The sequence below is a fragment of the Nostoc sp. DedQUE12b genome (assembly GCF_034530835.1).
Lineage (GTDB): Bacteria > Cyanobacteriota > Cyanobacteriia > Cyanobacteriales > Nostocaceae > Nostoc.
Genome location: NZ_JAVRCI010000021.1, coordinates 18,593 through 30,879, shown reverse-complemented (window position 1 = coordinate 30,879; position 12,287 = coordinate 18,593). Strand labels below are relative to the sequence as shown.

The following is a 12,287-nucleotide window of genomic DNA, read 5'->3' as shown; positions in this document are numbered from 1 at the left end:
CAGCAGCAACCACAGGACAAGGGCGACACATAAAGTCGCCAGTGTCTACAACAAGAGCGAGCGAATAGTCTAGAGTTAGCGAATTACAGCGCACTTGGCAAATAAAGATAAATTATAAAAATATCCCTGTCTATTCAATATTCATTCATCATTGAAAGTGCAGGTTTAGAGCGATATTATTACTCGATTTACAAAAAATATCTATGGCATCTAGTTAATTCTAGATTATCCAACTTTTACAGCATTTAAATTAAGTTGTAAAACTGCTTAATTCACATCAATAACTGAATGAATATTGGCAGAATATCTATTTATACTATTCTAATTAGAGTCATACTTGAAGCTTAATTGTAATTAATTTGGAATTAACAATATTGCAGAGAGCCTTAACCTAAATTTGTACTAAGTTTAACTCAACCTTTGCTTACGCTGTATGCCTTAGTAAGAAGATTGTGTAGTAACTATGGTAAAATACTGTATTTCAATCGGGTTTTAGGGGTATCAATACCATTAACCCAGAGCTAAAAGTCAAATTGGAGGTTCTTACGAGTTGCTGATTAGTGCATTAAGGATCGGAGATTCATAGAAACTGCAACTGACCTAATTACATATACTCCGAGCCAAATTACCCGGAGTGTAGGCACATGAGACGCACAGATCCTGCTTGAATGGCGGAAAACTAGGTGTCTATGTCCTAATACGATTCGCTTAAAGGGGAAAGGGGAAGAAAAATCTTTAACCCTTAACCTTTTCCCCAAAGGTAATTCTGAGTTCAAAATGCTTATCCGAACCGTATTGGGGTCTACGTCCACAGCATGACATTTGCATATTTTCTGTGGAGTTTTCTTAACTATTCTTGAGGAGTACAAATGCTTGAGGCTATCGCTGTTGCTTGGTTATTATTGTTTTTTGGCGATTTTTTATCTACATTCTTTTATCACGTACCCGAGCACGTTTTTGGTAGCCTTCATTTAAAAACGCACCACTCCTGGAAGAAAGACTTCCGCCACTACGCTATTTTGACTTTTAATCCCCAAGTTCTTTTAGATGGGATCTTGGGAGCTTTACCTTATGTACTTGTAGCAGTAGTCTTGTGGTCTTTCTCTCCGATTGGCGTTATCTCTGGATTACTGTTTGGTCAGTTTCATGTATGGTGGAGACACATAAGTGTACTGGGTTGGCAAACTCCAAAGCCTGTAAATATTTTATGTCAAATTCTATTTATTACCACTCCTGAGAGACACTGGTTACATCATCACAAAACTAATTTAGGTTTCGGCGATATTTTCACCTTCTTTGAACAACCAGCACAAATGTGGTTACGCTGGCTGCGATTACTCAGACTTCGTTTTCGTGATTCTCGGATATAACTAAAATTAGCGCTTACATAAATACTTTTTAAAATTACTAAAAGAAGCTGCGATCGCAGCTTCTTTTAGTAGACTTAAGAAAATTATTCTACTCTCATAAATGCGCTCACCTAATATACTCATAAAGCTAATTCCCAATTTATGAGGAGTAGCGACAAGAAACATGAATTTACCATAGATTTAAATCTATGCTTTTATCTAATTAAAAAATTTTTACTTATAGTTATTCTAGAATTCAAACAGTAAGCGAGTTATAAGAACGTAAGAATGCCTCTGGTACAGAGTTTAAAGGTATTCACTACCGCTCGACTTCACTGTTATATCACTAATGTTTTTGGGAAAACTAGTCTTAATTAGTAAATATATTATATCCCTAGATTTTTATGACAATTCCTTTCTTTTCGGGAGATGCTAGGCGTAGCTTGCTTATGCAAAGGGGTGAATTGCAATACAGTGTAGGTGTCTCTTTGAGAGACTACGCCAACGAATCAACACTGATTGCTAAAAATTTGCAATCTGCTCTAGATGAGGTGTTTCATGCCCGCAGTTAGCCTCAGAAAGATGCTCAACAAAAAAGAGTTGCCATCTCTTATTCATAACTTAGTCTACCAGTTCAACATCGCGATTGATGTTGAACTGGTAGACGGCACAAAACTGATTAGCATTGGGGAGCAAACTGGAGAAAATCGATATCCAATCGAGGTTTCAGGAGAAATCATCGGTTGGGTTGTTGGGCAAGAACAGGCAACTCTACTTGCAAATTTGCTCTCATTTCTGGCAAAGCAGGAAGCTGAAAAGAAAGTACTCGCCAAAGAATTGCTAGAGCGATATCAGGAAATTGATTTGTTTGACGATATCTCGACTCAACTGACAACAAGTTTAGATACGCGACAGATTGCCCAACTTGTGCTTCAAGAATTGAGTCAATTAATTGAATCATCTGCGGGGATGATTCTGCTTTTGAGTCCAGATGCAACTGCGTTTGAAATTATTGCCGAATTCGGAGTGTTTTTTGACCACAATCAGCCAGAACCGGGTAAGGGAATTATCGGCAACATTGTGCAATCCAACCGGGCAGAACTCGTCAATGATGTGCAAGCCGATCCGCGATTAGAGGGGCAAAAAAAGGTTAGTGCGATGATTTGTGTACCGTTACGAGCCAAAGAGCGGGTACTGGGAGCGATCGCTATTGGAACGGCCAAAACTGACTCATACAAGGCTGAACACCTGAAACTGGTAAGTATCTTTGCCTCTCAAACAGCGATCGCCATTGACAAAGCTGTGCTTTACGAGCAAAGCACTCAAGCAGCCGTCCAGGCAAAAGCCCAAACACAGAAGCTTCAGCAAGCTCTCCATGAGTTGCAATTGGCCCAAACTAAATTGATCCAAAGCGAAAAAATGTCCAGTCTAGGACAACTCATTGCCGGAGTTGCCCACGAAATCAACAACCCGGTTAATTTTATTTACGGCAATTTAAGGTATGTTGCCGAATACGCCCAAGATTTGTTGCACCTATTAGAAAAGTATCAGAAATTCCTACCTGTTGCTCCTCCAGAACTGGAATCAGAGTTAGACAATATAGACCTGGAATTTATCATGCAGGATCTCCCCAAACTGCTAGATTCGATGAAACTAGGCACAGGTCGCATCGTAGAAATTGTCCAATCCCTGAAAAACTTCTCCCGCCATGACGAAGCAGAAATGAAAGCCGTCAACATCCACGATGGCATTGATGGGACGCTGATGATTCTTCACCATCGCCTGAAAGCGGCTATTCGCCGACCGAAAATTGAAATTGTTAAAGACTATGCCAAACTTCCCTTGATAGAATGCTACCCCGGACAGTTGAATCAGGTATTTATGAACATCCTGGCAAATGCCATTGATGCTCTAGAGGAGGGAATGGGCAATGAAGAAATATCTCTCCCTACGGGGCAAATCACCATTCGTACTGAATTCCTCGACAACCAGTGGGTTGTGATTCGTATTGCCGACAACGGTCCAGGTATGAAGGAGGAAGTAATCCGTCGCATTTACGATCCCTTCTTCACCACGAAAGATGTTGGCAAGGGAACCGGGTTAGGCATGGCAATCAGCTACCAAATTGTTGTAAACAAACATCGGGGAATGCTTAAGTGTCGTTCTCAACCGGGTGAAGGCACAGAATTCTGGATTCAGATTCCAGTCAATTGTGCATTGGCAGACGCTGCTGAAGAACAAAATAGCACTTCTGAGTCGCCAGTTCCTACAACCGAATTATCCTCCACCTTCGATGCCGACGGCTTCATTCCATCAACAGCCCCAATGCTCAAACCAACGGATTTGCTGATCCGCCACACTCAATTGATCCAGCGACTTTCGCAGCACAGTCCAGCTGTAGAAGGTGCATCACCCGATCAAATTTACCAGATGTTTCAACACCACCCAATTTCGTTAAAGCTTTACGCCACTTTGTTGTCTTGGTTCTGTTGTTCTAACCCTACTCAAACACGCCACTAAAGAAACCTCAACCATGTTTAAACAACTTGATGAATCCAACAGTCAGCTATTTGAACTATGTCCTGTTGGGCTAGTACTATGCCGAACAGATGGGACACTAATTAACATCAACCCCGCCTATGCTGCGATTTTGGGGCGCACTGTTCCAGAAACCTTGAATCTTAACTATCACCAGATTACTCCTGAAAACTATGCGATCGCCGACCAAGCTACGCTAGAGAACCTAGAACAAACTGGTCGCTATAGCCCTTATGAGAAGGAGTTAATCCACAAAGATGGGCATCTGGTTCCGGTCAGGATCTCTGGACTGATGATTGAGAAAGATGGAGAGCAGCTGATCTGGTCTAGCGTGGAGGATATGAGCGACCTTCGACGCGTTCAGCAGGAACGCCAACATCATGAACAAATCCTGAAACAGAGTGAAGCCCGATACCGCTCTCTGGTAACTGCTAATACACAAATTGTTTGGGTAAGCACACCAGAAGGAATTTGCTTTGAACTGGCAAGCTGGATAGCTTATACAGGTCAAACTCTAGCTGAAGCGGAAAATGGGGGCTGGATTGATGCCGTTCATCCTGACGATCGCGCCTACACCGGAGAAGTCTGGAGTGCTGCCGTGGCAAACCTGAGTATGTATCAAATTGAATACCGAATTCGTGGCAAGGATGGCAACTATCGCTACTTTTGGGTCTGGGGTGCGCCCGTTATAGAAGAAGATGGCAGCGTCCGAGAGTGGATTGGCACCTGCACCGATATTCACGAGCGCAAGCTGGCAGAAGCTGAAAATCAACGTCTTAAAGAACGATATCGCTCGTTAGTAACTGCTACTTCACAGATCGTCTGGGGAGCTACCCCGGAAGGGCTGGGAATAAGTAGTGAAATGCTCACCTGGATGGACTATACGGGGCAGAGCGAAGCTGAAGTTGAAGGTTGGGGCTGGATCGATCCAATTCACCCCGATGACCGTGCCAACTCCACAGAAGTTTGGAATGCTGCTGTGGCAAACCGAGGTATCTACCAAACCGAATATCGGCTGCATGGCAAGGATGGCACATACCGCTACTTCTCTGTCTGTGGTGCCCCCGTCTTGGAAGAAGACGGCAGTATTCGGGAATGGATTGGCACCTGTACTGATATTCACGATCGCAAACTGGCAGAAGCTGAAAATCAACGTTTATTGGATATGTTGAATCATTCCAGCGATGCCATCATCGTCCGCGACATGAGTGACAAAATCTCTCACTGGAATCAGGGTGCCGAAAGGCTCTACGGTTGGACGCGTGAAGAAGTGAAAGGCCAATACATTCAGGCATTTCTAAAATCAACCTTTTCAAAACCTTTAGAAGAAATTCTATCAGAGTTTCTCCGGGAGGGCACTTGGGAAGGAGAACTGGAACACATCACACGCGATGGCAGACCGATCACCGTTCAGAGCCGCTGGACTTTGCAACGAGATTTATCTGGTCAGCCCTGCGCTATGCTAGAAATCAATACCGATATTACAGCCCGCAAACAAGCAGAAATCGCTCTGCGCCAACTGAATCAAGAACTGGAAGCCAGAGTTGTCGATCGCACAGCTGCCCTGCAAAATACCCTAGCAGAAGCGCAGGGATTAAATGCCATTTTAGATAACTTAGCAGATGGTTTGTTAGTGGCAGACACCACAGGACAAATTACCCACTTCAATCCTGCCTTTTTAGCCATGTATGGATTGACAGCCACCGCCCTTAATGGTCATTACCGAGGACTACCGATATCTGGTTTAGCAGACCTAATTGCACGAACTCAGTCCCATCCTGGAGAAGTGTTCTCTGCCGAAGTTGCACTCACCAAGGAACGCATTGGTCAGGCAGTGGCAACCGCTATTTTCAAAAAGACGACAGATTCAGAATCCGCTGCCTGCTTCGGTTCGGCGCTGCTGATTCGGGATGTGACCGCAGAAAAGGAAATCGACCAAATGAAGACCGACTTCATCTCAACAGTTTCCCATGAACTACGGACGCCACTGACTTCTGTCCTCGGTTTTGCGTCGATTATTCAAGAAAAGCTTGAAACCGATGTGTTCCCAATGATTTCTACCGAAGACCGGAAGCTTCAGAAAACGATTAAGCGGGTGGCTGACAATCTCAACATTATTGTCTCGGAAGCAGAACGGCTCACATCTTTGATTAACGATGTCCTGGACATCGCCAAGATGGAAGCAGGTAAAGTGGAATGGCAGATGCAGCCTCTCGATCCCAGTGAATTACTCGATTGGGCAACCAATTCTACCGCCGGGTTATTTGAAACCAATTGCTTGCAATTGGTCAGCGAGATTGAACCTGGACTGCCTCAGATAATAGGCGATCGCAACCGTTTGCTGCAAGTTTTAATCAACCTGATTTCCAATGCCGTTAAGTTTACCGAATCTGGTTGTGTCACCTGTCGCGTCAAACAAGGAAACGACGGTGTTTGCATTAGCGTCATCGACACAGGCATTGGGATTGCACCTGAAGACCAGCCGAAGGTATTCGAGAAATTCCGCCAAGTTGGCGACACCCTCACCGACAAACCCAAAGGCACAGGGTTAGGACTGCCCATCTGTAAACAAATCGTCGATCATCACGGCGGTAGAATCTGGGTTGAGAGTGAACCAGGTAAAGGCAGCATATTTTCGTTCATTATTCCCACCTACGCCAGCGATCAAAAAACCACTGCTAATCTGAATTTGGATACCCTAGTCAAACAACTCAAAGAACACGTCATCACCAAAAACGCTGTGCTAAACCAAAACCGTAAAACCATTTTGGTTGTAGATGATGACGCTAATATTCGGGAACTGCTTCGTCAACAACTGGAAAACGAAGGCTACAACGTTCGCGAAGGAAAAGACGGTATGGATGCAATTCATCAAATCAAAATAGCCCGTCCCGATCTGATTCTTTTGGATGTGATGATGCCCCAAATCAACGGCTTCGATGTGGCAGCCGTTCTTAAAAACGATCCTCAGACCGCAGACATTCCGATCATTATTCTGTCGATTATTGAAAACAAAGAACGGGGCTACCATATTGGCATTGATCGCTATCTCACCAAGCCGATTGACACAGAAAAACTCCTCAACGAAATTGGCTCACTGCTTTACCAAGGCACTTCTAGTAAAAAGGTATTGGTTGTAGATAAAAATGCATCAGCCTTAAAAACCCTATCAGATGTACTGCAAACTCAGGGATACAGCGTGATTGAAGCCTCCGATCCGCAAGAATGTATTTATCAAGCCCTGTCAGCCAAACCTGACATGATCATCATCGATTCTATCTTCTCTCAAGAAGCCGATTTGGTGAAAACCCTCCGGTTTGAGAAGGAGTTGGAAAATGTATTTTTTATTATGCTGTCAGAACAGTAATTGCTAGGGAGTGGGGATTGAAGATTGGGGACTGGTAAGCTAACGCACCTAAATATTGCACTATTTTCCGTGTAGACCGTCATTAGTCACTTGTGCTGAGTTTCGACTGCGTGGTAATCGAGCAAAGTCCGTAACAGGTTAAATAATTATTCTAATCCCCAATCTTTAATTCCCAATGCCCAATGCTCAATCCCACTTCCCAATCCTCAATCACCAATCCCCATGACCCAGAAAATTTTAATTGTTGACGATGAACCCAATATCTTGATTTTGATGGAACAAGCCTTAGAAGCATTAGAAGATGAGGGTGTTGAACTTCTAACTGCTAGAAATGGAGAAGAAGCTCTCGAAACTATTAAAACTGAAAAACCAAACCTAGTTTTTCTTGATGTAATGATGCCGAAAATGAATGGTCTGCAAGTCTGCCATATTGTAAAACATGACCTGCAAATGACTGACATCTACATCATAATTTTGACAGCTAAAGGACAGGAATTTGATAAACAAAAAGGAATTGAGGTTGGTGCAGACTTATATCTAACTAAACCATTTCGCCCCAAAGAAGTACTTGAAAAATCAATGCAGGTGTTGGGTTTTTGAGGAAATTTATGAAGGCTTTTCATCTGCGATCGCTTCCAATTTAACGTAGGCGATCGCAGTACTTTATTTGTCGTGCTAATTCATACGTAATGGTGTAGCCACCACTGAGATTTACACCAGTCAAATCGCTGCTACTCAAATCAACCTCCCTAAAATTTCTTTCTCCAGCAGCATACCTTTCCAGCAATTCTTCAATATCCATAACTTACCTATTGCATCAAATAACACATATAAAGATAACCCACTCAATCTGTGGCAAATCCTCTTTGACCCTACCAACCCTTCTATAGCAACGAAGCTCTTAGATTTTTAGTTTGCTATTTGTTATGACAAATCTTTAAGGTAGGCGTACAGGTTAGCAGAGCCGACACAAGGAAAGAAAACCTTTCTCCTGCCCCTGCTGATTCAGAAGGTAATTCTGGGAAAGCTTAATTTGTGAGAGCGAGAGGCTTTTGCCAGAAGGAACTAGAATTAGGAAACACCTAGCTGGGTTCTTCTGACTTTTGAAATTAGGAGTGCATGTGTGCCAAAATCCCCTAAATATTTGCTGATTGGATCAACCGAGAATTACAGCGGTAAATCTGCAACTGTTCTGGGTTTGTCTCATCAGCTACAGCAAAAAGGTCTGGATATTACTTACGGTAAACCACTCGGTACGTCTTTCAATTCGTCTAGTGGAACCGTAATTGAAGAAGATGTCCAGTTCATCGCTCTTAGCCTCAATTTGCCGGAAAACCGCATTGCACCTACAATGCTGGCTTTGGATGAACCAAATGTGCAAAAGCGCTTACGGGGGGAAGACAAAACCGATTATCAGCAGTCCCTAATACAGCAATATTTACATAAATCTCAAGGAGATGTGGTGTTACTGGAGGGGCCTGGTGATTTATCCGAAGGCAATTTGTTTGACTTGTCTTTACTGCAAATGGCTGAAGTATTGGATGCTGGTGTGCTGTTAGTAGCCCGCTATAAATCGTTGCTTTCGGTTGAGGCACTGTTAGCTGCTAAAAGGCGTGTGGGCGATCGCTTGATTGGAGCTGTGATCAATGATATCCCTGTCACCCAACTAGAAGCAGTTGAAACTCTCGTGCTACCATTTTTGGAACAGCAAGGTATTCCGGTGCTAGCAATGCTGCCAAACAGCGATTTGCTCCGTAGTGTGAGTGTTGGCGAACTAGTCAAACAGTTAAAGGCTGATGTTCTCTGTCGTAACGATCGCATGGATTTGTTGGTAGAAAGTCTGGCAATTGGAGCGATGAATGTCAATTCAGCTGTGAAATATTTCCGCAAACGCCGGAATATGGCAGTGGTGACAGGAGGCGATCGGGTGGAAATTCAGCAAGCGGCTTTGGAAACTTCTACCCAATGTTTAATTCTCACTGGGCAACTACCACCCCCACCGTTCATTCTCAGTCGCGCTGAAGAACTAGAAATACCCATTTTGTCTGTTGACTTAGATACCCTAACTACTGTCGGAATTGTTGACCGCACTTTTGGTCAAGTCCGTGTCCACGAGCCGATTAAGGTTCAGTATATTCGTCAGTTGATGTCCGAGCATTTTGACATTGACCGCTTGTTATCCAAACTAGGTTTAACTCCCGCAGCGGCATTGTCTTAGATTCATCAACTCAAACTATTAAGAGCATCCATGCTCAGTTATCAGTTAGGAGGCTGTATTGCTAGGATACATCTGGTTCGCCGTCACCTCCCAAGGGACGGCGTGCTCTTTCCTTCCGCCCCATAGCTGGGATGTGCTTAGTTGCAGCAGCTAATCCAAAGACAGGCATATTGCCATAAATCGCCTTATATCTTCCCGGTTTTATGAAATAAGTTTCGTGCCAAATGCCCACACTGCCATCAGTACTAACGGCTTGATTAAACCTTTACTAAGCTTTTAAATGTGCATCGACTGGATTTCTGGCAAAACGCTCCAAATCCTCGAACTATCGCCAATTAGAACAGCGTTACTTTCAGAATCTGCAAGAACTGTCAGAAGCAGGCAAATTTCAGTATTTGACTTTCCTAAATAGGATTAGTTACGAAACACATTGGCTAGCCTGGTGCAACCAACTAGTGGGGTTACTAAACCAAACAATCGAAAATTAGTAGTAATGTTTAACTCAAGTTTTCCTCGCATCTACACGCTGTTTGGTAAAATATCTGGGTCGTTTAATCGGATTATGTCTATCTTTGAGCCAATCAACAGACCTTATTAACCTCGATACATTAGCGCAAGAACTGGCGACAATCCAGCAAACGGGTTCTAAAAGAATTGCCTTGCTGGGTTCTCGTCATGTGCCGATTACGCATCAGAATCTTATTGAAATGATGACTTATGCCCTAGTTTTATCGGGTAATCGAATCATTACTTCTGGTGCTACAGGTACAAATTCAGCGGCCATCAAGGGAGCAACGCGGGCTGATGCAAATTTGTTGACGGTGATTCTACCCCAAAGCCTGGAACGCCAGCCTTTGGAATCACGCCAGCAACTAGAACAGGTAATGCATCTAGTCGAAAATCCCAGTAATGATAATCTGTCTCTTGCTGAAGCTAGTTATTTGTGCAACAAGGAAATTGTCTCGCGTTGCCAGCAACTAATCTGCTTTGCATTTCACGACAGCCGCACCCTGTTACAAACTTGTCAGGATGCAGAAGAACAAAGAAAAGTTGTGACGCTTTTCTACTTTGATTAGTCATTTGTCATTTGTCTTTTGTCATTTGCATTTGACTAATGACTGATGACTGATGACTTATGACTAATAACCAACGACTAATAAGTAATGATAATTTTTTTGTACTCGATCGCTGCTGCCGCCGTTCTAATTTACGTGCCATTTTTGCTAGTAGCTTATGCCCGTGCGCGTATTGGATATGAAATGTTTTCTACTCCTCGCGCCATGTTTGATAAATTGCCACCTTATGCCCAACGGGCTACTTGGGCACATCAGAACACCTTTGAAGCCTTTATGATATTTGCCGCAGCTGCATTGATGGCTTATGTGACTGGTGTAAATTCTTTTACAGCCCAAGTAGCTGCGATCGCCTTTGTGGTTGCCCGTTTGCTATACTCGATTTTTTATATTTTGAATATACCCCTTTTGCGATCGCTGATGTTTGCGATTGGCATCTCTAGCTCTGCCACTCTCTTTTTCTTGAGCATCATCCAAGCTACTAGTTAATTGGGGCATGGAAACTGGGGACTGGGGAAGAGTTTTCCCAATCCAAAATCGTTCGACTAAGCGAAGTCGAAGTCCAAAATCTAAAATCCAAAATGTTTTATGGCTTCTACTTTTTCCTTTGACATTGTGAGCGACTTTGACCGACAAGAGTTAGTTAACGCTGTCGATCAAGTTATACGAGACATCAAAGGTCGTTACGACCTCAAAGACACTGAAACTACTGTCGAGTTAGTTGAAGAAAGCATTAACGTTAGTACGGACAGCGAGTTTACGTTAGATTCTGTACACACCATTCTCCGAGAAAAAGCCGCCAAGCGTAACCTTTCCCAAAAAATCTTTGATTTTGGCAAGGTTGAATCAGCTAGTGGTAATCGCGTGCGTCAAGAAATCAAACTCAAAAAAGGCATCAGTCAGGAAATTGCCAAACAAATTTCCAAATTGATTCGGGACGAATTCAAAAAGGTACAAGCTTCAATTCAAGGGGATGCCGTGCGGGTTTCTGCCAAATCTAAAGATGACTTGCAAGTTGTCATGCAGCGGCTAAAACAAGAAGACTACCCAGTTGCTTTGCAATTTACAAATTATCGTTAAAAGATTCGTAATTCGTAGTTAAAAATTCAATTACGAATTACGAATTACGAATTACGTTAGCGAGTACTCGAGCGTCCGCAGGAGCGTCATTACGAATTATTTTAAGTCCGTCCGCCAATACTTCTTTGAAATGCCGGACGCTCAGATAACTGCTTCATATAGTTCAACACCGCTGGATAGGGGCTGAGGTCTAGCTTCAGTATCATGGGAATGTAATTCAAAATAGACCCCACTGCCACATCAGCAACAGTGAACTCATTGCCAAGTAAAAAAGGTTGCTTACTGAAAATTTCATTTAACGGAGTCAACAAGCGGGGCATTTCCCGTTCTCGATTTGCTTCCACAAAAATCCCTGGACCAAGGGTAGCATTTGCAAACAACACCCATTGGGAAAATACAGCATGTTCCTCTGGTGAAAGTGGAGTTTTACTATATTTATCGGCAAGATATAGCAAAATTGCCCCAGATTCCCAAAGCTGGAAATCCCCATCAACAATTGCTGGAACTTTACCAAATGGGTTAATTGCTAAATATGCAGGCTGGAGGTGTTCACCCGCCTGCATATCAAGCTTAACGAATTCGTAGGGAATTCCTAATTCCTCTAAATACCAGTGGACAATTGACGCTCGACTACGAGCGCCACCGTAAAGTTTTAGCATAAT

The 12,287-nt window shown here is 43.2% G+C and carries 12 protein-coding genes and 1 pseudogene; 10 read left to right on the top strand and 3 right to left on the bottom strand.

Annotation, left to right across the window (positions count from 1 at the left end; all coding sequences use genetic code 11):
• Positions 1 to 869: 869 nt before the first annotated feature.
• From RMY16_RS13100 to RMY16_RS13080, 5 genes are all read left to right on the top strand, one after another.
• Positions 870 to 1,370, top strand: coding sequence for a fatty acid hydroxylase (locus RMY16_RS13100; RefSeq protein WP_322736727.1), 501 nt, complete (start codon positions 870 to 872; stop codon positions 1,368 to 1,370).
• Between the two features lie 383 nt (positions 1,371 to 1,753).
• Positions 1,754 to 1,921, top strand: coding sequence for a hypothetical protein (locus RMY16_RS13095; RefSeq protein ID WP_322736726.1), 168 nt, complete (start codon positions 1,754 to 1,756; stop codon positions 1,919 to 1,921).
• Complete coding sequence (locus tag RMY16_RS13090; RefSeq protein ID WP_322736725.1) at positions 1,908 to 3,869, top strand: ATP-binding protein; 1,962 nt, start codon at positions 1,908 to 1,910, stop codon at positions 3,867 to 3,869. The genes RMY16_RS13095 and RMY16_RS13090 overlap by 14 nt, the downstream gene beginning before the upstream one ends.
• Before the next feature lie 13 nt (positions 3,870 to 3,882).
• Entirely contained in the window at positions 3,883 to 7,254 is a 3,372-nt protein-coding gene (locus RMY16_RS13085) for a PAS domain S-box protein (RefSeq protein ID WP_322736724.1), read from the top strand.
• A 222-nt stretch (positions 7,255 to 7,476) separates the two neighbouring features.
• On the top strand, positions 7,477 to 7,854 hold the full coding sequence (locus tag RMY16_RS13080; RefSeq protein ID WP_194045060.1) for a response regulator transcription factor: 378 nt from the start codon (positions 7,477 to 7,479) through the stop codon (positions 7,852 to 7,854).
• Positions 7,855 to 7,894: 40 nt separating this feature from the next.
• On the opposite strand, the gene RMY16_RS13075 is transcribed toward RMY16_RS13080, so the two are convergent.
• Positions 7,895 to 8,056: a hypothetical protein gene (locus RMY16_RS13075; RefSeq protein WP_322736723.1), complete on the bottom strand. Its 162-nt coding sequence runs from the start codon at positions 8,054 to 8,056 to the stop codon at positions 7,895 to 7,897.
• A gap of 321 nt (positions 8,057 to 8,377) precedes the next feature.
• Here RMY16_RS13075 and RMY16_RS13070 point away from each other — a divergent pair, with 321 nt between their 5' ends.
• The gene (locus RMY16_RS13070) at positions 8,378 to 9,472 is read left to right on the top strand and encodes a phosphotransacetylase family protein (protein ID WP_322736722.1); all 1,095 of its coding nucleotides are present in this window, start codon (positions 8,378 to 8,380) and stop codon (positions 9,470 to 9,472) included.
• A 61-nt stretch (positions 9,473 to 9,533) separates the two neighbouring features.
• Here the strand turns inward: RMY16_RS13070 and RMY16_RS13065 are convergent.
• A pseudogene (locus RMY16_RS13065) lies at positions 9,534 to 9,722 on the bottom strand (monooxygenase family protein); the annotation flags it as partial.
• Between the two features lie 49 nt (positions 9,723 to 9,771).
• Here RMY16_RS13065 and RMY16_RS13060 point away from each other — a divergent pair.
• The 4 genes from RMY16_RS13060 (at position 9,772) to RMY16_RS13045 (ending at position 11,625) form a co-directional block, all read left to right on the top strand.
• Positions 9,772 to 9,960, top strand: a complete 189-nt coding sequence (locus RMY16_RS13060) for a hypothetical protein (protein ID WP_322736783.1) — start codon at positions 9,772 to 9,774, stop codon at positions 9,958 to 9,960.
• Between the two features lie 84 nt (positions 9,961 to 10,044).
• Positions 10,045 to 10,548: a hypothetical protein gene (locus RMY16_RS13055; RefSeq protein WP_041565591.1), complete on the top strand. Its 504-nt coding sequence runs from the start codon at positions 10,045 to 10,047 to the stop codon at positions 10,546 to 10,548.
• A gap of 87 nt (positions 10,549 to 10,635) precedes the next feature.
• Entirely contained in the window at positions 10,636 to 11,034 is a 399-nt protein-coding gene (locus RMY16_RS13050) for an MAPEG family protein (protein ID WP_322736721.1), read from the top strand.
• Positions 11,035 to 11,133: 99 nt separating this feature from the next.
• Positions 11,134 to 11,625, top strand: a complete 492-nt coding sequence (locus RMY16_RS13045) for a YajQ family cyclic di-GMP-binding protein (protein ID WP_012411046.1) — start codon at positions 11,134 to 11,136, stop codon at positions 11,623 to 11,625.
• Between the two features lie 101 nt (positions 11,626 to 11,726).
• Here the strand turns inward: RMY16_RS13045 and RMY16_RS13040 are convergent, their stop codons facing one another.
• Positions 11,727 to 12,284, bottom strand: a complete 558-nt coding sequence (locus RMY16_RS13040) for a glutathione S-transferase family protein (RefSeq protein ID WP_322736720.1) — start codon at positions 12,282 to 12,284, stop codon at positions 11,727 to 11,729.
• Positions 12,285 to 12,287 lie beyond the last annotated feature (3 nt).

What these genes read in the sequence shown, in the direction of transcription:
- RMY16_RS13100 (WP_322736727.1), top strand. Translation starts at nt 870, where the DNA reads ATGCTTGAGGCTATCGCTGTTGCTTGGTTATTATTGTTTTTTGGCGAT.
- RMY16_RS13095 (WP_322736726.1), top strand. Translation starts at nt 1,754, where the DNA reads ATGACAATTCCTTTCTTTTCGGGAGATGCTAGGCGTAGCTTGCTTATG.
- RMY16_RS13090 (WP_322736725.1), top strand. Translation starts at nt 1,908, where the DNA reads ATGCCCGCAGTTAGCCTCAGAAAGATGCTCAACAAAAAAGAGTTGCCA.
- RMY16_RS13085 (WP_322736724.1), top strand. Translation starts at nt 3,883, where the DNA reads ATGTTTAAACAACTTGATGAATCCAACAGTCAGCTATTTGAACTATGT.
- RMY16_RS13080 (WP_194045060.1), top strand. Translation starts at nt 7,477, where the DNA reads ATGACCCAGAAAATTTTAATTGTTGACGATGAACCCAATATCTTGATT.
- RMY16_RS13075 (WP_322736723.1), bottom strand. Translation starts at nt 8,056, where the DNA reads ATGGATATTGAAGAATTGCTGGAAAGGTATGCTGCTGGAGAAAGAAAT.
- RMY16_RS13050 (WP_322736721.1), top strand. Translation starts at nt 10,636, where the DNA reads ATGATAATTTTTTTGTACTCGATCGCTGCTGCCGCCGTTCTAATTTAC.
- RMY16_RS13045 (WP_012411046.1), top strand. Translation starts at nt 11,134, where the DNA reads ATGGCTTCTACTTTTTCCTTTGACATTGTGAGCGACTTTGACCGACAA.
- RMY16_RS13040 (WP_322736720.1), bottom strand. Translation starts at nt 12,284, where the DNA reads ATGCTAAAACTTTACGGTGGCGCTCGTAGTCGAGCGTCAATTGTCCAC.